A 19,396-nucleotide genomic window follows, 5' to 3' on the forward strand; every position below is an offset into this window, starting at 1 on the left:
GTTACCCAGATGGCACAAGCGAAGAAGTTCCAGTGAAAGTCAATGTCAAAGGACAAGCAGACACGTACAAACCAGAAGCCAAAGAACAAACAGTGGATAACGGAACAGTGCCAGAAGCAAGAAATAGCATCGGCAATGTAGCAGGCTTACCAAGTGGAACAACCTTCACATGGAAAGACAACACACCACCGAACACATCGGTAACAACACCAGGAAAAGTAGATGGAACAGTCGTTGTCCACTATCCAGATGGAACAAGTGAAGAAGTACAAGTGAAGCTGACTGTCCGTCAAATAAATGCTAACGGCACACCAGAAACACAACCAGAAGCACCAGACTTCACAGGAGGTGTAAACGCACCGGATGCACCAACTCATGAGTTCTCAGATTATAATGGAAACATTGGTATGAACGGTGAACTTCCAGAACCAGCTCAATTACCAAAAGTTAAACTGATTATTACTAAATGGGTTGATGAAAACGGTGATGAGTTGAAACCAGCAGATGCGAAAACTCCTAAAGTATTAGGTGAGGAAAATGAAGCATTTGAACATGGTGAAATCGAAGGTTATGAATTTGTAAGAACTGAAGTAGATGAAAATGGAGAAGTAGTTACACATATCTTTAGAAAAGTTGCCTCTTCAGGAGTAACTCAAACAAATGATAATGTGAAACCTGAACAGACTCCAGATGCTCCTCATGTTTCTACAAATGAAACACATGCTCAACCAGAAAAAGATGAAGTGAAACAGAAAGAAACTCAAACAACCTTGCCGAAAACTGGTACGGCAAATAGTTTAGGACTCTTATCTGTAGCAACAAGTTCAATTCTTTTTGGATTAGGCTTCTTCATTTTAAGTAAAAAAGAAGACGAAGAATGATTTTTGACGAAGTTAATGAATACAAGAATGTAAAATATATTCGGTGAATAGAAATATCCCCTAACGGTCAGTAATTGTTAGGGGATGTTGTATTATTAATTTTATTGTATTTTTTTCTCAAACTACATAAGCTCCGAAAACTAAAAAGTGATAACCCTTTGATAACTTCTTAATTTTTAAAAGGGTTATATATGTAAAAATTGAGGATTTATCTCTCGAAAGTACTTGATTTTAGTGATAATTTACCATAAATATCATGATGTAGAAAAAACCAGGTCTTAAGAAAGCTCGTAAAGCATCACAATTTAGTAAACGTTAATTCGAGAGAATTACTATACTTACAAAGAGCACCTTTCGGGGTGTTCTTTTTTTACTTTCTTACTAAATTGGTGCAATTGACACAGTTGTTGCGACTTTAGTCGTTTACAAATGTGGCTGCAACCTGACGAAGTCAGTTGCCTCAAAACATTAATCAATACGATTATATCAACGTTTACAGACATTCAAGAATTTACTCTTGGATGTCTTTTTTTGTCTAAAAATCAAGAGTTACCCTAAAATTCACTCCATCATTTTTTAGACTACGAAATGCAATATCTCCAACTGTCTGATTTACAGTATCTTTTGTGTTGACATAAGTCTTAGTTACTTCTTTATCACTGTGAGTTAAAGCTTCTGAAATAGCTTCGAGTGAGAGTCCTGCTTGTTTTGCAAGTGTCGCTCCTGTATGTTGCAGTTTATGAGGTACAACATGTGCTAGTTCTTTATATCGCTTTCTGATATTTTTCATTTTATTATTTAGATAGTCAGCATGTAAAGGCTTGTTGATGTTTCCTTTTGTGTCGATATATGTAAAAACAAATTGTTCTGGATTACTGATGATGCCAAACTTTGCTAGTTCATATTTTTGTTGCTCTTTCCAAGAGGTAAGAAGCTGAAGTAAGTCATTAGAAATAGAGAAAATGGGAAATGTTTCCATAATAAAACGCATATTACCAAGGTTCTTAGAACTGCACCCCAAAAGTTAGATTTTTTCTGTCTAACTTTTGGGGTGCAGTTCTGTAAAAGCTTGATAGTATACGTTTTATCCTATTATCCTAGAAATATTTACTGGGTTTTCTTTTCAAACTGACTTTTTAAGAAGTTGCCTTATCAACAATTTTAAAGAAATTTTTGAAGCTATGTTGGACTGAAAGATAAGTTAAATGATAATCTAAAAAATTATCATTTAACATATCTTTGGAAAAACTGTAGAATTTCAAAAATTACTATAGACCTTGAATTTTACTTATCATTTCAATGATTTAGATTGCTTACACTTTATTTTGATATGTTTTACGGTAATCTCCAGGAGAAAGTCCAGTCCTTTGTTTAAAAATTTTAGTAAAGTAAGAATAATTATCATACCCTACTTGACAGGATACTTGTGATATCGAGATATTTGTTTGAGATAGGAGAGATTTAGCAGCATTAATGCGCTTATCCGTTATATATTTAACAAGAGTTTCTCCAGTTTCTTTTTTAAAAATTCTAGCTAAATGATCTGCACTGAGATAAACCATATCTGCTAATATAGAACGATTTATATCTTCATAGTAGTGATGATCTATGTATTCGACGATGCGTTGAATACTATTTTTCTGGTTTTCAATGTTTGTTGCAAATTTCTTAGCATGTGACCAGTAATAATCAAAGTAATCCTGAAATGATTCAATTGAATGAAAGCGTCGTTGGAATAAGAAATCATGAGTGCTATTTTGGAATAATTTATGTGCTGAAATTCCATTTTGATCTAGATATATTCCTATTTGTTGAGTCCAATCTAGTAAAATTTGTTGTAGCGTGAAAGTAGGGATTTGAGAATTATAGACGAGTGAATTAATTTTTTCTCTTAATTCATATTCGCTTAAGCTATCTAAAAACGCAATTGAAAGAGTTTCTGTTTTGAAAGAAGTTGGAAAACTATGTGGAACACATGTAATAGTATTCCAATAAGAAACATATTGTTCATTATAAGTGTAGAGTTCTTTGGTATGAAATAAAACATCGGATATTTTATGGCAACTCTTATATATAATGTTTGAGTATTTACTAAAGTTATTAGAAATTTGAGAATGAATCTCATATGCCAATTTGTCACTACGTTTGGATGAGTCTACTCTAAAGAGACAAACATATTGATCAACCTGGCTTTCCATTTTGAATAGACTTATCAGCTTATAAGAAGGTTGTGAAATTCTTTGAAGTTCTCTTTTTAGTTGAGAAGTCCATGATGGAGTTTCTGCTGAATAATCTTCTTCATTAAGATTAATTGTTAAAACTGCAAGGAAAAAATACTGGTGTTTTTTAAGAATAAAATCTTGTTTGCTCGCTATGTTTTCTAGTTCATCAATGCGAGAAATTTGAGGTTTTCTAAGGTAATCATACCAGAAATTATCTTCTATTTGTAAAAGCGAATCATTTTTTCCATTTAAGTTATGATTCTCAATTTTACTAATGGCTTTTTGAATAATAAATTCTAATTTTTCAAAGTTAATGGGTTTTAGATAGTATTCGAAGCTTTGCAATTCAATTGCTTTTTGAGCATAGTTGAAGTCGGCGTAATTAGTTAAAAAAATTGTTTTTATATCATATTTTTCATTTCTAATCCAAGATAAGAGTTCGAGGCCGCTGCCTTGAGGCATTTCTATATCGCTTATCATGAGATCAATAGGATGCTCTCTAATAATATTTTGAGCTTGAGAGAGGCTATAGGCAACATAAACAATGTCAATGTGTAGTTTATCCCAATTTATTTTCTCTCGTAAAGCTTCAATGATAAAACGATCGTCATCAACTAATAAGATGTTCATTATAACCTCCGTCTATAATCTTGTATGGAATGAGTAAAAGAATTTTAGCCCCACCTTCTTCATTATTTTTAAATGTAATAGTATAGTCGTTGGGATAGAGAAGATTTAAACGTTCGATGGTGTTTGTGATCCCGATATGATGTCCATCTTCTGTTATTAGAGACTGTTTCTGATTTAGTTTTGATAAAATTTCTTCAGAGAAACCTGGACCATTATCCTCGATACAAATCTGAATATAATCTGAGTTCTCAGTTTTTACTTTTTTTATCGATAGCAAAATTGTAAATAAATCCTGAAATGAAAAACCGTGTTTGATTGTGTTTTCAATAAATGTTTGTAACAGTAACGATGGAACAAGAGTATTTTGTAGGTCATCATTGTAGTCTAGTGAAAAGTAGATGCTATTTCCATATCGAATTCGTTGTATTTCTAAATAATCTCTAATATGCTGAACTTCATCTTTAAGTTCTGAAAAATCTTGATTAGCCATAAATAAATGACGGAGATAATTTGAAGTTAGGATAGTTAACTCTTCAATTTCCTTATAGTTTTTTGTTTGAAGCATACTATGAATCATTGATAACATATTTAAGTAGAAATGCGGACGAATTTGGTTCTTAAGATAATTAAGTTCTATCTTCTTAAGTTCTAGTTGTGAATGGTATTCCCGTATTTTTAATTCTTGCATGTCAAATATTACTTTATTAAGTTTATCATTTGCCTTATCAATTTCTAGTATACCTTCAGATATAAAAAATTCAGAAGGGGGGATGGAGCCCCCAAATTGAGAGAGCCGTTCAGTGAGTCTTGTTATAGGTTTAATCATCCACTGACGAATATACAGGATAATGATGATTGATAAAATTGTGATAATGATAGGAACGGCTGATAAAAATACTTCTAAGAGTGTGATATTTCTAAAGACTTCGGCATAATCGACTAAAACATAAATATCGAAGGGTAAATGCGTTTTTTCATTTTGGGCATGAATTAGGTAATTAGCGGACGGTATATTGTTAGGCTCTTTTAGGGAGAGTTTGCCATTATTACCAATATTAAGTTTATTGAGAGGTTTTAGGATATCTTCTGAAGATATGACGGCATAAATGATTTTTCCTTCGTAATGAACAGATTTAACTAAGTATTCGCTGTTTTTAGTAGTTACATTTTTCCATTTACGGTCACTTATATCACTACGCAATGATTTTAGATTTGATTTTAACAGTAGATAATCTTCATATGGAATATAAAGATTGGAGACATTTATAAAATGATCAGTACTATCGGTTTCTAATAAGAATGTCATATGAGTTTCATTTTGATATTCAAACTCTGTAAAGCTAGTTTGAACTTTTTTAAGATTTTCTTGATACTCAAGAAACGTTTGTACATGATTTAATTTCTCTAAAGATTCATTATGCGTTATTGTTGAGTACATAAAGCGTTCTACAGAATGCAATTTCTCATTAACAGAATCAGCATAAATTTCAATTGAACTACGTAGGTGTACTATATTTTGGTTTTTAATAAAATTTCTGGTTATGTTACTCATAGCAATATTGATTAAAATATTTATCAATAGTAGTACAAGTAGGAGTTTAAAGAAAAAATGAATGGAATGTTTTTTTGATAAGTCGTGATTTAATTTCATATACTATTCTCCTCTTAAAATTATAGCACTTTGAAAATACGATATCATGTAACAAAACAGATATGTTTTATCAAGATGTCGGAAAAGTAATAGTTTTTAAAATTAAAAAACTGAAAAATTGATAAACCTAGTCCAAAAAGTTCTATTAAGGGAATTCTATATGGTGTAAAATAATCGTAGAAAATCAGATGGGAGGAAAAACATGAAAGTAGCATCTCAACTTCATAAAATAAAATTAAAGCATAGTATTCCGTTATATATATTACTTTTTCCTTCAATATTGCTATTAATTTTATTTTCCTATATTCCCATGTTGGGACTAATTATTGCATTTAAAGACTATTCACCAGCCAATGGTATCTTTGCTAGTCAGTGGGTAGGATTTAAGTACTTTACTCAATTTTTCTCATCATTCCAATTCGGGACAACTATGTTCAATACATTAAAAATTTCACTTTATAGTATTGTAGTAGGATTCCCCTTACCTATTATACTAGCTATCATTAGTAATCAGTTAAGAGTTGGGAAATTTAGAAAAATATTTCAAGTGACAACTTACTTACCTCATTTTATCTCTACAATGGTTATGTGTGGGATGATCATCTTATTTTTATCTCCTACCAGTGGTTTGTTAGCGAATGTATTTAAGTCTGTTGGAATCACTATTCCAGATTTTTTATCAAAACCTAGTAATTTTGCAGGTGTTTATGTTTGGAGTGATGTATGGCAACATATTGGTTGGGATAGTATTATTTATCTAGCAGCGCTTTCTGCAATTGATCCTACATATTATGAGGCTGCAACTATGGATGGTGCCTCTAGATTACAAAAAATTAGGCATATAGAATTACCATTACTTTTGCCAACTGCTATGATTTTACTAATATTAAGAGCAGGTAGTTTATTAAGTGTAGGTTTTGAGAAAGTGTTACTACTACAGAATCCACTTAATTTAGCAGGAAGTGAGATAATTTCGACCTATGTTTATAAAGTTGGTATGGTGAACTTTCAGTATAGTTATTCGACAGCTATAGGGTTATTTAACACCGTAGTCAATCTAATAATTTTGTTATCTGTTAACTGGTTCTCGAAAAGATATACTAGAACGGGTCTTTTTTAAAGGAAGGAGTGCTCAAGGTGAAATGGTTTCATAAATCAAGAAAAACAAACTCTGAATTATTATTTGATATAGTTACCTATGGTTTAGCAATTTTCCTTATCCTGTTAATTGTTTATCCGTTATGGTTTGTAGTGATTGCATCTTTTAGCAATCCTTCAGATGTTGCAAATGGGAAGGTATGGTTTATTCCTAGAGAATGGAAATTAGATGGATATTTACGTCTTATTCAACAACCTTTATTTTTGCGTAGCTATCTAAATACCATTTTATATACTGTTGTTGGTACCTTAGTTGCTTTAGTAGTCAATATTCCAGCTGGTTATGCTTTATCTAGAAAAGAATTAGTTGGTAGAAAGTGGATGAGCATTCTATACATTATTCCTATGTTCGTATCAGGTGGCTTGATTCCTACCTACTTAACAGTAAAGAATGTAGGCTTGATTGATACATTTTGGGTAATGGTAATACCTTTTGCAGTTTCATCATACAATATTATTGTTGCTAGAACTTTCTTTAATAATAGTATTCCAGACGGAATGTGGGAGGCTGCACAAATTGATGGATGTGGTACAATTCGTTATTTTATTAAGATAGTCGTTCCTTTATCAAAAGCTATTATAGCAGTTATTGGACTTTGGACTGCAGTTGGTATTTGGAATTCGTGGTTTAATGCTTTAATTTATTTAACGAATGAAAATTTACAACCATTGCAATTAATTTTACGACGTTTACTAATTAGTAACCAAATGTTACAATCGCAAGCAACAGGAGAAGTGGCATCAGATCTTCGTATCAAGGCAGATATGATGAAATATGCAGCAATTGTTATTTCAACTGCTCCGATTATGTTGTTGTATCCCTTTGTTCAAAAATATTTTAATCAAGGCGTAATGATTGGCGCGTTGAAAGAATAGGAGAAAAACATGAAACATAAATCATTTACATATTTGTTCTTAGGAACAGTTACACTTGCTGGCTTAACAGCCTGTGCAAATTCCAATAATGCGAATAAGGACGATAAGTCTGGAGAAGATTCTTATAAAATCACAACTGTTCGTTGGTCTGACTGGGGAGAAGATTATCATAAAGGTTTTCTAACAGATTCTGCCAAGGAAGCGGGTATTGATGTTAAATGGGATACACTTGTGGCAGCAGATTGGTCAGATAAGAAATCTGTGTTGGTTGCTAGCGGAGATTTACCAGATGCATTTTTAGGTTCAAATGCTTTTACAGATTCAGAAATTGCTCAGAACCAATCTTTGTTTATTCCATTGGAAGATTTAATCAAGGAAAACATGCCTAATTTAACTAAGGCTATGGAGAAAGAACCTAAGATTAAAGCTATGATTACTTCACCAGATGGTCATATCTACAGTCTGCCTAAAAAATTACCAATGCGTCCTACAGTAGCTAATCAGCTATTTATTAATAAAAAGTGGCTAGATAATTTAGGGTTAAAGGTTCCAGAAACTTATGATGATTTAGTAAAAGTACTACAAGAATTTAAGGATAAAGATGCGAACGGAAATGGAGACGCTTCTGATGAAATTCCATTCGGAGCAGGAAACTTTGATCCAACATTCTCATATATTCTACCGTTCAATAATCGTTTAGGTGCAGATAATACGTATGAAATGTCTGTAAAAGATGGAAAACCAGTCTACCTTCGCACAGAAGAAAGTTATAAACAAGGGATTGCAGCAATGCACGAATCTTATAAAAAAGGTTTGATTGATCCGGAAATCTTTACAGAAGATACCTCTATGAGTGTAGCGAAACGTATGGATAAGGGAGTATCTAGAGTAGGTGTTTCTAGTGGTTGGACAGCAGATGCAACGTTTGGCTTACATTCAAGTGAATATATTGCTCTACCTGCTTTAAAAGGTATGGATGGAAAACAATATGTCTTTTCTGACCCAGATCATTACAACTATGGCCGCAATGAAATTTTGATTACAAATAAGAGCAAAAATCCTGCTAAATTATTGAAATGGTTGGATAAATTATATACAGATGAAGCAAGTATTCAGAATTTCTATGGATCATTTGGAATAGCTACTGAAAAGAATGGTGATAAGTTTAAAGTATTACCTCCTAAAGATGGTAAATCAGCCGATGAGTATGCATGGATTCATTCACTTCGAGATTTTGGACCTAAATACGTAAGCGATGATATCAATAGTCGCGTAGAAATCGATCAAACACAAGGTGATGGATTGAAATTGAAGATGGACCAAGATTTGAAACAATTTGCGTTGCCAGCTTACCCTAATGTGATTTATTCACAAGAAGAGCTTAACAAATTATCATCAATCTATGTGAGTATTGAATCTTATGTCAAACAACAAGCATCTAAATGGGTAGTTGAAGGTGGCATAGAAAAAGAATGGGACTCATACAAAGAAACTCTTAAGAATATGGGAGTGGACGAATTTATGAAGATTCAACAGGAAGCATATAATCGTTACCAAAAAGAAGTAAAAGAGTAATACTTTATATGAACTCTTGGTTGTATAAACAAGGGACTAGCTAATTACAGGAAGCGAGACTGATAACATCAAATTATCTCGCTTCCTTTATTCTAATTTTTAAAGAAATTTGGAAATGTTTTTTAAATAATTTAGGTAATATTTTTGTGCAACTGACATTCTAAAATATAGAGTTAAGACGATTGATTTTATGGAGAATATATTATGCAAAAATTATTTTCATTAGATGGAAAAGTGGTTAGAATTTTAACTTTTCTTACAGATTTAATTATTTTAAATACTCTATTTATTGTTAGTTGTATTCCAATAGTTACAATTGGGGCATCACTAACTTCTCTTACGACAATGTGGTATCGTATTTTAAAAGGTAAAGATACCGATATTGCTTATCATTATTTTCGGATCTTTAGACAAAATTTAAAACAATCAACTTTTATTTGGTTGTTTATCCTCCTAATAGAATTACTTTTATATGTGAACTATTGTCTTTGGGGCTATTCAAGTTTATTTTCAGAGTATAGTTTATTGTTAGTGTTGCCCTTTTTATTTGTTATAATACTTTTTATGAGTGTTGTTTTTCCTTATATTGGTCTATTTAAAGATAATCTAAAAAATAGTATTGTAAATAGCGTATTAATTTGTATTTTAAATCCAATGCAAGCTATCATTTTGGTTTTATTTAATATTTCTGTACTGTATATGAGTTTTAGTAGTCCAGAACGAGTTTTAACAGCTATTTACGTATTTACATTTGGAGGCTTTGCTTTTTGTGGATTGATGAATGTAATGGTAACGAATAAAATGTTTGATAAAGTAAAGAGATTTAATAAAAGGAGGGAAACAAATTGAAAATTTTTAAAGGAGAGTTTTATCGAATCTCTGTATTAACAGACAAGTTAGTAAGGTTAGAATACTCTAAAACTGGAAGTTTTGAGGATAGAACGACACAACTTATCTATAATAGAGATTTTGGCCAAGTTTCGTTAGATTATATCGAGACATCAAACGTACTAGATATTATGACGGACTATTTTCATTTGCACTTTAATAAAGGAGAATTTAACGCCGAAAATTTATTTATAGAATTAAAAGGAAATTTTGCCGTATATGGTAGTCGCTGGTATTTTGGTGAATCGATTGAAACGTTAAAAGGAACAGCTCGGACTCTGGATAAGGCAGATGGAGCCATCCCATTAGAAGATGGAATTATTAGTCGAAATGGTATTGCCTTACTGGATGATTCTCAAGGATTTATTTGGGATGAACAGTCTGGTTATCTTGAGAGAGAAAATCAAATTGACCTGTATTTCTTTGCCTATGGGCATGATTATAGAGGAGCAATCAGAGATTTTTACCATTTGACTGGTTCAACACCATTGTTGCCAAGATATGCTTTAGGTAATTGGTGGAGTAGGTATTGGCCTTATACGTCAGATGAATATTTGAATTTAATAGACAGATTTAAAGCAGAGAAAATTCCATTATCTATCGGTGTGTTAGATATGGATTGGCATATAACTGACATTCCATCCCGTTTTGGAAGTGGCTGGACAGGATATAGTTGGAATAGAAACTTAATACCCGATCCAGAACGGTTATTGCAACAACTCCATGATAGAAAGTTAAAACTCTCCTTAAATGTCCATCCTGCTGATGGTATACGGGCTTACGAAGAAGCTTATCCTCAAGTCGCAAAACGATTGGGGTTAAATGTAGAACTAGAAGAACCTGCTATTTTTGATTTTTTTAATTCCTCTTTTAGGGAAGCCTACTTTAAAGATGTTCATTATAAGCTAGAAAAGCAAGGAGTAGATTTTTGGTGGATTGACTGGCAACAAGGGACACAAGGCATGTTAGATCCACTATGGCTTTTAAACCATTATCATTATCAGGATAGTTGTAAAAATTCAGAAGGTGGCTTGATTTTATCAAGGTATGCAGGTCCTGGTAGTCACCGCTACCCTGTTGGTTTTTCAGGGGACACTATTATTAGTTGGGATTCGTTAAGATTTCAACCTTATTTTACAGCGACAGCATCAAATATCGGTTATAGTTGGTGGAGCCATGATATCGGTGGGCACATGCTGGGGGATTATGACGAAGAGCTACAAACTAGATGGCTACAGTTTGGTGTTTTTAGTCCGATTACTCGATTACATAGTTCTAGAAGTCCCTTCAATAGTAAAGAACCTTGGTTTTTTTCAGAAACAACATCTAAGATTATGAAGAATTACCTTCGTTTGAGACATCAGATGATTCCATATCTATACACCATGAATGTAAAGACACATGAGGAAGGCGCCCCATTAATCAGCCCAATGTACTATTTCTATCCGGAGAATGATGAGAGCTATAATGTTCCAAACCAATACTTTTTTGGAACAGAATTGATGGTGGCTCCCATTGTAGAAAAGATGGATTTGGCATTCCAATCTGCAAAAGTAGATGTATGGTTCCCTGAAGGTGAATGGTATGACTTCTTTTCAGAAAAAAAATATACAGGTGGTGTGAACTTAAGTGTTTATAGAGACATTTCTACTATTCCTGTGTTTGCAAAAAGTGGTGCAATCATTCCCTTGGTTGGTTCTGAGATAGATATGGGTGTTGAGTTACCTGAAGTTGTAGATTGGTATGTATTCCCAGGCAAACAACATTCTTTTGAAATGATTGAAGATCAAAATGGTCAAAGATATAAAACAAGATTATCAATCGACTGGGAAATGGGGATGGTAGAGTTAACATTACAAGGAGATTCTAGTATCCTTCCAAGCAATAGAAGGCATAGAATTCATTTTAAAGGAACGAATGTATCTATCATTGAATTGCCAAATAAGAATACTACAGCTAGATTTGAATGTAAAGATAATAAAAGGACATCTCTAAATGACGAAGTTTTTAGGCTACTAAAGACGGCTTCTCTTCCATATGAATTAAAAGATCGATTGTTAAATGAATTCATCAATGCTAAAAATTCTCATGAGTTAATGAACATCTTGCATCATCAGGATAAGGAATTGAGAGGCCGTTTATTGGAAATAATATTTACTATCCAAAACTAATTGAGATATTTCGTACACAATTTCTATTCTTTAATTACTAATTATTTATTTTTTAATGTGTAATAGTTTTACATCTCTACGCTTATTGACTTGTATTTTAGTAATTACAAGTTTGGCATAGGGATGTTTTTATGATTTTAAAGACTTTTTGCCCAGCCTCTTTTTAACTAAATAAGAGCAAATTTTAAAAGGTAATTTTTCAAAGTAACTTCCACTTGCCTGACCGAAGTGGAAGTTAGTCTGAGACGGTAGATTTTTCAGAAAATTTTCTAAAATAAACAGGATTTGTTTGACATTTGTTTGAAAATTCTGTAAAATGAATTATTATATCGTTAAAGGAGAATATATATGGAAAAACAGAAAACATTTTTTGGACATCCTATGGGCTTGTCCACCCTCTTCTTTACAGAGATGTGGGAGCGCTTTTCTTACTATGGGATGCGAGCTATCCTACTTTACTATATGTACTATAGTGTGCAAGATGGTGGGTTGGGGATGGATAAGACCACAGCTGCATCGGTTATGGCGATTTATGGCTCGCTGGTATTTTTATCCTCGGTTGTAGGTGGTTTTGTCAGTGACCGTATTTTAGGAAGCCGTAAGACCGTCTTTTACGGTGGGATTTTGATTATGCTAGGGCATATTGCTTTGGCAACACCTTTTGGACAAGTGGCTCTCTATCTTTCTATTGCTTTGATTATTTTTGGTACTGGATTTTTAAAACCTAATATCTCAGATATGGTTGGGGGAATTTATGAGAAAGAGGATGATAGACGGGATGCAGGATTTAGTATCTTTGTCTTTGGTATTAACTTAGGTGCCTTCGTTGCCCCTTATCTAGTGGGTTATCTAGGTCAGGAAGTCAATTTCCATCTAGGTTTCTCATTAGCTGCCATTGGGATGTTCTTTGGTCTTGTGAAATATGTTTTAGATGGGAAGAAATACCTGCCTGAATCAAGTCTTTACCCCACTGATCCACTTTCACAGAAGGAGCAGCAGATCTTGATTAAACGCTTGCTGATTACACTTGTCATGGTTGTTCTGGTGGTTCTAGGTTTAGTCTTTACTCACCAGTTTAACGTGGATATGATTGTTAATATCTTTACAATAATTGCGGTAATCATTCCAATCTACTATTTCTTCAAAATTTTATCTAGTCAGAAAATAACTGCCACTGAGAGATCTCGAGTATTTGCCTACATTCCTCTATTTATCGCTGGAGTACTCTTCTGGTCTATTGAGGAGCAGGGTTCTGTTGTTCTTGCTCTATTTGCGGATGATCAGACTCGACTTTACTTTAATGTATTTGGAAATCAGATTCATTTCCCATCTAGCTTTTTCCAAAGTATCAATCCACTTTTCATTATGATTTATGTTCCGATTTTTGCGTGGTTGTGGGGGAAAATGGGTAAAAATCAACCGTCCTCTTCTAAGAAATTTGCTTACGGTTTATTTGCGGCAGGTCTATCCTTCTTGTGGATGATGTTACCAGGGATGCTCTTTGGGGTAGATGTTAAGGTCAGTCCTTTCTGGTTGATTATGAGTTGGGCTATTGTGATTGTGGGGGAAATGTTGATTTCGCCTATTGGTCTATCAGTCACTACTAAGCTAGCACCAAAATCCTTCCAAGCACAAATGATGTCTATCTGGTTCTTGAGTAATGCTGCTGCCCAAGCTATCAATGCTCAAATTGTAAAATTTTATACAAGCGAGACTGAAGTCGCTTACTATGGAATTGTTGGAGGCATTACGATTGTATTCAGTATTATCTTATTCTTCTACGTTCCACGTATTGAAAAACTAATGTCTGGTATCAAATAGAGAAAAACTGGAATTTCTGTAGGAATTTTAAAAGTTAGATCAATTATTTATTCAAAGGATTTAGTTCTGTATGGTACAGGGCTAAGTCCTTTTAGTTTGATTAATACTCTTCGAAAATCAAATTCAAACCGCGTCAACGTCGCCTTGCCGTACTCAAGTACAGCCTGCGGCTAGTTTCCTAGTTTGCTCTTTGATTTTCATTGAGTATAAAACTCATGATGTTTATGATATTCCTAGTAGACAACCGTCCACTTTTTTTATATAATAAAACTAAACCATATTGGTTGAATTTTAAAAATATGACTTCAAGCATCGATTAGTCTTTCTAAGGGAGATAATGTCCATTAAAGCATCATAATAGGAGGTGAAGTATGTATCAGCCAGAAAAATTAAAGGCTCGGAGGAAAGAGTTAAAACTGACACAGAAGGAAATTGCAGAGCAACTTGGGATTAGTTTCCAAGCTTACTCAGCTTGGGAACGTGGAATCAAAGAACCGTCTAAGGAGAAGGTAGCCCAGCTAGAGAATATTTTAAAAGTACCAAAAGGATATTTTACTCAGATCGAGATTGTCCGTCTCTACCATAGCCTCTCTAAGCAAGGCCAGGAGAAGGTTGTTCTCTATGCTCGCAACCTATCTCAAGAGGAGCAAGCCCAGAAAGTGACAGCTATGCCAGAGCGCCTCTACGAGTACCGTGTTTATGAACGCATGTCAGCAGGGATTGGGGCTTCGGTCTACGATGATCAGAATTTTGATACGGTTTACTTTAATGAGGAGTTGGCTCATGATTTTGCGTCATGGGTGTCTGGGGACTCCATGGAACCTAAATACCAAAATGGTTCAGTAGCTCTGATTCGAGAGACAGGATTTGACTATGATGGAGCGGTTTATGCAGTGGTTTGCAACAACCAGACCTATATCAAACGGGTCTATCGAGAGGAGAATGGATTGCGTCTGGTATCTATCAATCCTAAATACAAGGATATTTTCCTCTCCTATGAGGAAGATCCTAGGATTGTGGGGATTATCGTTGGGAACTTTGTGCCGATGGAGGGATAGCCAATGGGCTACTTTGATTATTCCAGAGAGCCCAAAAGTGACATTGCCTTTATCGATATGAAATCCTTTTATGCCAGTGTTGAGTGTGTGAAAAGGGGCTTGCATCCGCTGAAAACCTCGCTTTGTGTCATGAGTCGCGCGGATAATTCAACTGGTCTTATCCTAGCCTCCTCTCCCATGTTTAAGAAGATTTTTGGCAAGTCAAATGTTGGTCGGGCCTATGATTTGCCTTTTGATATCAAAACGCGAAAATTTTCCTACTACAATGCTCGAAAGCAAGGGCTACCTACTGATTCAGACTATGTTCGCTACATCGAAGATTGGGCTCAAGTGACCTTGATTGTCCCACCCAGTATGGATGAGTACATTGCAGTCAATATGGAAATTCAGCGAATCTTTCAAAACTATGGCAGTCCAGATGATATTTATCCTTACTCTATCGATGAGGGCTTTATTGACCTGACTAGTTCGCTCAACTATTTCATCCCAGATAAGATTCTCTCTCGCAAAAATAAGCTGGATATGCTTTCTGCTCGTATTCAGAGGGATATTTGGAGGCAGACAGGGATCTATGCTACAGTGGGCATGTCAAATGCCAATCCCTTACTGGCCAAGTTGGCTCTGGATAATGAGGCTAAGCACACTCCGACCATGAGGGCCAACTGGTCTTACCAGGATGTGGAAGAGAAGGTCTGGTCCATTACCAAGATGACGGATTTTTGGGGGATTGGCAGGCGGATGGAGAAACGCTTGCATGCTCTGGGGATTTTTTCCATCAAGGAATTGGCAACCAGCAATCCCGACCAGCTAAAGAAAGCTCTGGGTCAGGCTGGTCTGCGTTTGTGGTTTCATGCTAACGGAATTGATGAGAGCAATGTTCATAAGCCCTATAAAGCCAAATCCAAGGGATTGGGGAATTCTCAAATCTTGCCGAGAGACTACGTGAAGCTACGAGATATCGAAATTATTCTTCGAGAAATGGCGGAGCAGGTGGCTATTAGATTGAGGAGATCTGGCAAGAAAACAACCCTTGTCTCTATCTATGTCGGTTTCTCTAAACAGGAAGTCAGGCCCTCTATTCACACACAAATGAAGGTGGAACCTACAAATAATACAGCTGTTTTAACAGACCACGTTTTGAAGTTATTTCATAATAAATACACTTCAGGAGCGATCAGAAGTGTCGGAGTAAACTATTCAGGATTTGTAGACGAGTCCTTCGGCTTGATTTCCCTCTTTGATGATGTTGACAAGTTAGAAAAAGAAGAAAGGCTCCAGACGGCTATTGACTCTATTCGGGAAGAATTTGGTTTTACTTCTCTCTTAAAAGCCAATGCACTAGAAGAGGCCTCTAGGAGTCTTGCTAGAAGCAAGCTGATTGGGGGCCATTCTGCTGGAGGATTAGATGGATTAAAATGATTGATCGTTCTTATTTACCCTTTCAATCCGCGCGAGATTATCAAGATCCAGGTATGCAGAAGTGGATGGGGTTTTACCTCTCAGAACATACCAGTTCGCTCAGTGAAGAAAAAAATCGGGTTGATTTTTCGACAGATTTGAACTCGGTTGAGAGGTTACACTTGCTTTCCCAGCTTTATGTTGGCCAACTGAAGGGAAGTTTTGTGGTTAAAGAAAAGAAGCAGAAAGGCACTATCATCGGTAAGGTGAGAGAGTTATCCTCTAAATCATTATCTATTAGAACAAGCGATGGTTATAGGCTGATAGAGCTTGCAGATATCCTAGAAATTCGACTGTGGGAGGAGGGAGTGTATGACTAGAAAAGAGTTGTATGAAAATAAACTGCAGATGGATTATTTTTCAGATTCTTATATTCGTTTTGAAGAGGATTTTCAAAAATACTCTGCCATGAACGTACCCTTGACTTTCTTGATTGATGACATCCTACGAACCATGGCGATGAATCAGAAAAACTACTTTGTCTTAAATAAGGAAAATGCCAAGGATGGGCGAGAGCATAGCTTTTATTTCAGGGTGGTAACGGAAAAAGCGTGTCCCAGAAATAGGACCTATACATACTCAGGAGTCAAGAATAGCAGTCAGTAGTGCCTTGTCTGCTATGAATGTATCATTTTTACAACACTTCATGGTTCATATCATGGGGTGTTTTCCTATTCAAGTCAAAGCCCATCAAAAAATCCCACTATTCTTAGGCTAAAGGAGAACTAATAATAGTGAGATTGTGAAATTATAGTAGGTTTTGTATGGCCTCTTCAATTTGTTTTGGGTCTGTTTTTGAAGAGAAGCGTTCAAAGACCTGACCATCACGACCGATGAGAAACTTAGCGAAATTCCATTCGACTCGTTTTCCCAGTGGGCCAGATTTTTGTTCTTTCAACCAAACATAGAGGGGATCTGCTTCCTTACCGTTGACCTTTATCTTGGCAAAACGTGGGAAGGTGGTCTGATAATGTAGGTTACAGAAGCTGTTGATTTCCTCTGCGCTGCCTGGTGCTTGTCCCATAAACTGATTGCAAGGGAAGTCTAAAATCTCAAAACCTTGTTCTTGATAGCGATCATAGAGTTCTTGAAGTCCTTGGTACTGGGGCGTTAAACCACATCCAGTAGCAGTGTTGACAACCAAGAGAACCTTACCACGATAGGTCTCTAGTGGAGTTTCTTGATTGTCTTGGTTCAAGACTGAAAAATCGTATAGTGAAGTCATTGCTTGCTTTTCTCCTTCTGTTTGGTATTTTTAGGAGTTTTCTCCTCCTGTAGTGATAGAAATCCGTAGGTCAGGGTTCCAAAAATGCTACCGATAATGAGGCCATACATCAGGAAAGGACCACTTTTATCGAATTGCAAGAGCAATTTCACAAAATCTGAAAGGGACATCTGCTGAACGAAGACTTTATGAAAGATGAGTAAGGTAAAGAAGCCAATCTGAATACCGATAAACACAATCCAGCTTCGGAATTTGATTTGGGCTTTGCTGTAGGTTTTGAGAATGATTTCTGATTTGTCATCCTTTTCAAGATGAAGCTCTTGGACGGCTTTTTGAGCTTTTATACTCATGAACAAAATGAGTCCAAAATAGATGTAGGGCATAACATTTCGAACAATTTCTATAAAGCTTCCGAACAAAATATAGAATAGGAAGAGAATGAAGGAAGAGTAAAAGATTTGGATCATGGAACGGGCGCAAGCCTTGTAGATAACCTCTTGACGGCATTCATCAAAAGGCCCTTGGATATGAAAGAAATTTCGAAGTAGGCGAGTTGTTAAGTCTTCTTTTTTCATGCTAGTAACCTCCTAAATGAGTGGTTTTTGATTGACTTCTTTAACGAGTTGATAGAAAGTATAGAAGTAAATCAAGCTAAAAATGATACAGGTTGTTAGAAATACTAGATATCTCCAATCTGCAGGACTCCTTAAAAGTTGTGGGAAGGATACGAGAATAAAACAGAGAGATACGTTTAGAAGGCGTATTTTTTTGGATTGGATTTTCTGAAGTATTTGTCCCTTGTTCAGCAAAGGAAGAAATAAAAGGAAAATGATCAAGAAAGGACGCGTAATATGTCCAGAAACCAGGACGAAGGTAATAAAGATGCTGACAAAAATATGACTGAATAGTAAAGTTACTAGTGATTTCATAGGTACCTCCTAATCATCCTGATCTTCCTTGGCTTTTGCAATGCGACGGGAGATGAGAAACTGTATGCTTGCTCCGAAGAAGACAGAACCTAGAATGCTTGATAAAGCATTTCTTATAGTGAGAAGAGACTGAAAATAGTCCTGACTGTCACCTATGAGTATATGGAGAAGAGGCGTTATAAAAAACATCCATAGACCAAAGAATAAACCGGCTTTCAGACCAGGGTAGTGTAGTTGCTTACTTTCTTTCTCGCTCAACCTATCTGGTTCAATAGTTGTAATCCCTGTTTTTTGCATTTGATAGGTGACATAGCCAGCAGCGATGAGGGCGATTGCCAAAATCAGAGGAGGATAGACTAGAGCTACTAGTTGAGGATATTTATAGGCTAGAACGAGAGGAATAAGATTGCCAAAAATCATCAGATAAAAGAGGAAGATAAAGACTTGGTTACCTATACGGTCTGCCTCGCGTCGTTTGTATTCGTCAAGTGGATCAGAAATACCGTATGTGCGCTTGATCAGTTTTTCAGTGAAGGTTTCTTTTTTCATGTGTTGGCTCCTTTTTAAAAATCATCCTCCCAAAAGAGACTGTTGAGGTCAGTTTGGAGGCTGCGGGCGAGATTGAGACAGAGTTCCAGAGTTGGGTTGTACTTGTCGTTTTCAATCATGTTGATAGTCTGTCTCGAGACACCAATATCCTTGGCGAGCTCGAGCTGGGAAATGCCCAGTTCTTTGCGAAATTCTTTCACACGATTCATCTGTTCTCCTTTCTGATTTGTCTCGCATATATTTGACTATATTATATTCTTCTATAGAGTGAATGTCAAGCATATTTGACATATTTCTTAAAGAA

The 19,396-nt window shown here is 35.3% G+C and carries 19 protein-coding genes; 11 read left to right on the forward strand and 8 right to left on the reverse strand.

The window, feature by feature from the left end:
- Positions 1 to 881: Rib/alpha-like domain-containing protein (locus N8O43_RS06545; RefSeq protein ID WP_261089793.1), on the forward strand; the 881-nt coding region annotated here is incomplete at its 5' end.
- 535 nt (positions 882 to 1,416) lie between these two features.
- On the opposite strand, the gene N8O43_RS06550 is transcribed toward N8O43_RS06545, so the two are convergent.
- From N8O43_RS06550 to N8O43_RS06560, 3 genes are all read right to left on the reverse strand, one after another.
- Complete coding sequence (locus N8O43_RS06550) at positions 1,417 to 1,872, reverse strand: tyrosine-type recombinase/integrase (protein ID WP_150922773.1); 456 nt, start codon at positions 1,870 to 1,872, stop codon at positions 1,417 to 1,419.
- A 322-nt stretch (positions 1,873 to 2,194) separates the two neighbouring features.
- Positions 2,195 to 3,733, reverse strand: a complete 1,539-nt coding sequence (locus N8O43_RS06555) for a response regulator transcription factor (protein WP_261089794.1) — start codon at positions 3,731 to 3,733, stop codon at positions 2,195 to 2,197.
- Positions 3,714 to 5,384, reverse strand: a complete 1,671-nt coding sequence (locus N8O43_RS06560; protein ID WP_084888168.1) for a sensor histidine kinase — start codon at positions 5,382 to 5,384, stop codon at positions 3,714 to 3,716. Before N8O43_RS06560 ends, N8O43_RS06555 begins: the two co-directional genes overlap by 20 nt.
- Before the next feature lie 202 nt (positions 5,385 to 5,586).
- Between N8O43_RS06560 and N8O43_RS06565 the strand changes: the two genes are divergently transcribed.
- From N8O43_RS06565 to N8O43_RS06610, 10 genes are all read left to right on the forward strand, one after another.
- A complete protein-coding gene (locus tag N8O43_RS06565) occupies positions 5,587 to 6,504 on the forward strand; it encodes an ABC transporter permease (RefSeq protein WP_049531682.1) in 918 nt (305 codons plus the stop codon).
- Between the two features lie 17 nt (positions 6,505 to 6,521).
- Positions 6,522 to 7,418: a carbohydrate ABC transporter permease gene (locus tag N8O43_RS06570; RefSeq protein WP_000870790.1), complete on the forward strand. Its 897-nt coding sequence runs from the start codon at positions 6,522 to 6,524 to the stop codon at positions 7,416 to 7,418.
- 9 nt (positions 7,419 to 7,427) lie between these two features.
- Entirely contained in the window at positions 7,428 to 8,993 is a 1,566-nt protein-coding gene (locus N8O43_RS06575; protein WP_261089795.1) for a type 2 periplasmic-binding domain-containing protein, read from the forward strand.
- Between the two features lie 204 nt (positions 8,994 to 9,197).
- Positions 9,198 to 9,842, forward strand: a complete 645-nt coding sequence (locus tag N8O43_RS06580) for a DUF624 domain-containing protein (protein WP_033684319.1) — start codon at positions 9,198 to 9,200, stop codon at positions 9,840 to 9,842.
- Entirely contained in the window at positions 9,839 to 12,052 is a 2,214-nt protein-coding gene (locus N8O43_RS06585) for a glycoside hydrolase family 31 protein (RefSeq protein WP_261089796.1), read from the forward strand. Before N8O43_RS06580 ends, N8O43_RS06585 begins: the two co-directional genes overlap by 4 nt.
- 411 nt (positions 12,053 to 12,463) lie before the next feature.
- Entirely contained in the window at positions 12,464 to 13,873 is a 1,410-nt protein-coding gene (locus tag N8O43_RS06590; RefSeq protein ID WP_390899112.1) for a peptide MFS transporter, read from the forward strand.
- A 371-nt stretch (positions 13,874 to 14,244) separates the two neighbouring features.
- The gene (locus N8O43_RS06595) at positions 14,245 to 14,931 is read left to right on the forward strand and encodes an XRE family transcriptional regulator (protein WP_261089799.1); all 687 of its coding nucleotides are present in this window, start codon (positions 14,245 to 14,247) and stop codon (positions 14,929 to 14,931) included.
- Between the two features lie 3 nt (positions 14,932 to 14,934).
- The gene (locus N8O43_RS06600; RefSeq protein ID WP_261089801.1) at positions 14,935 to 16,350 is read left to right on the forward strand and encodes a Y-family DNA polymerase; all 1,416 of its coding nucleotides are present in this window, start codon (positions 14,935 to 14,937) and stop codon (positions 16,348 to 16,350) included.
- Positions 16,347 to 16,709 (forward strand): hypothetical protein, encoded by a 363-nt coding sequence (locus N8O43_RS06605; RefSeq protein ID WP_261089803.1) that lies wholly within the window; start codon positions 16,347 to 16,349, stop codon positions 16,707 to 16,709. The genes N8O43_RS06600 and N8O43_RS06605 overlap by 4 nt, the downstream gene beginning before the upstream one ends.
- On the forward strand, positions 16,702 to 16,995 hold the full coding sequence (locus tag N8O43_RS06610; RefSeq protein WP_261089805.1) for a DUF5960 family protein: 294 nt from the start codon (positions 16,702 to 16,704) through the stop codon (positions 16,993 to 16,995). The genes N8O43_RS06605 and N8O43_RS06610 overlap by 8 nt, the downstream gene beginning before the upstream one ends.
- 142 nt (positions 16,996 to 17,137) lie before the next feature.
- Here the strand turns inward: N8O43_RS06610 and N8O43_RS06615 are convergent, their stop codons facing one another.
- The 5 genes from N8O43_RS06615 to N8O43_RS06635 are packed head-to-tail and all read right to left on the reverse strand — an operon-like array spanning position 17,138 to position 19,301.
- Positions 17,138 to 17,614 (reverse strand): glutathione peroxidase, encoded by a 477-nt coding sequence (locus N8O43_RS06615; RefSeq protein WP_261089806.1) that lies wholly within the window; start codon positions 17,612 to 17,614, stop codon positions 17,138 to 17,140.
- Complete coding sequence (locus N8O43_RS06620; RefSeq protein ID WP_084927874.1) at positions 17,611 to 18,189, reverse strand: DUF3278 domain-containing protein; 579 nt, start codon at positions 18,187 to 18,189, stop codon at positions 17,611 to 17,613. Before N8O43_RS06620 ends, N8O43_RS06615 begins: the two co-directional genes overlap by 4 nt.
- A gap of 12 nt (positions 18,190 to 18,201) precedes the next feature.
- Positions 18,202 to 18,543 carry a hypothetical protein gene (locus tag N8O43_RS06625; RefSeq protein ID WP_261089808.1) on the reverse strand — a complete coding sequence of 114 codons (342 nt, stop codon included), beginning with the start codon at positions 18,541 to 18,543 and terminating at the stop codon, positions 18,202 to 18,204.
- A gap of 9 nt (positions 18,544 to 18,552) precedes the next feature.
- Positions 18,553 to 19,092 (reverse strand): DUF3278 domain-containing protein, encoded by a 540-nt coding sequence (locus tag N8O43_RS06630; protein WP_261089809.1) that lies wholly within the window; start codon positions 19,090 to 19,092, stop codon positions 18,553 to 18,555.
- 14 nt (positions 19,093 to 19,106) lie between these two features.
- A complete protein-coding gene (locus tag N8O43_RS06635) occupies positions 19,107 to 19,301 on the reverse strand; it encodes a helix-turn-helix transcriptional regulator (protein ID WP_001082470.1) in 195 nt (64 codons plus the stop codon).
- Between the last annotated feature and the right edge of the window lie 95 nt (positions 19,302 to 19,396).

The organism is Streptococcus mitis (genome assembly GCF_946190335.1).
GTDB classification, from domain to species: domain Bacteria; phylum Bacillota; class Bacilli; order Lactobacillales; family Streptococcaceae; genus Streptococcus; species Streptococcus mitis_CH.

Coding starts and splice junctions, on each gene's coding strand:
- N8O43_RS06550 (WP_150922773.1), bottom strand. CDS start 1,872: ATGCGTTTTATTATGGAAACATTTCCCATTTTCTCTATTTCTAATGAC.
- N8O43_RS06555 (WP_261089794.1), bottom strand. CDS start 3,733: ATGAACATCTTATTAGTTGATGACGATCGTTTTATCATTGAAGCTTTA.
- N8O43_RS06560 (WP_084888168.1), bottom strand. CDS start 5,384: ATGAAATTAAATCACGACTTATCAAAAAAACATTCCATTCATTTTTTC.
- N8O43_RS06565 (WP_049531682.1), top strand. CDS start 5,587: ATGAAAGTAGCATCTCAACTTCATAAAATAAAATTAAAGCATAGTATT.
- N8O43_RS06575 (WP_261089795.1), top strand. CDS start 7,428: ATGAAACATAAATCATTTACATATTTGTTCTTAGGAACAGTTACACTT.
- N8O43_RS06580 (WP_033684319.1), top strand. CDS start 9,198: ATGCAAAAATTATTTTCATTAGATGGAAAAGTGGTTAGAATTTTAACT.
- N8O43_RS06590 (WP_390899112.1), top strand. CDS start 12,464: ATGTGGGAGCGCTTTTCTTACTATGGGATGCGAGCTATCCTACTTTAC.
- N8O43_RS06595 (WP_261089799.1), top strand. CDS start 14,245: ATGTATCAGCCAGAAAAATTAAAGGCTCGGAGGAAAGAGTTAAAACTG.
- N8O43_RS06600 (WP_261089801.1), top strand. CDS start 14,935: ATGGGCTACTTTGATTATTCCAGAGAGCCCAAAAGTGACATTGCCTTT.
- N8O43_RS06605 (WP_261089803.1), top strand. CDS start 16,347: ATGATTGATCGTTCTTATTTACCCTTTCAATCCGCGCGAGATTATCAA.
- N8O43_RS06610 (WP_261089805.1), top strand. CDS start 16,702: ATGACTAGAAAAGAGTTGTATGAAAATAAACTGCAGATGGATTATTTT.
- N8O43_RS06615 (WP_261089806.1), bottom strand. CDS start 17,614: ATGACTTCACTATACGATTTTTCAGTCTTGAACCAAGACAATCAAGAA.
- N8O43_RS06620 (WP_084927874.1), bottom strand. CDS start 18,189: ATGAAAAAAGAAGACTTAACAACTCGCCTACTTCGAAATTTCTTTCAT.
- N8O43_RS06625 (WP_261089808.1), bottom strand. CDS start 18,543: ATGAAATCACTAGTAACTTTACTATTCAGTCATATTTTTGTCAGCATC.
- N8O43_RS06630 (WP_261089809.1), bottom strand. CDS start 19,092: ATGAAAAAAGAAACCTTCACTGAAAAACTGATCAAGCGCACATACGGT.
- N8O43_RS06635 (WP_001082470.1), bottom strand. CDS start 19,301: ATGAATCGTGTGAAAGAATTTCGCAAAGAACTGGGCATTTCCCAGCTC.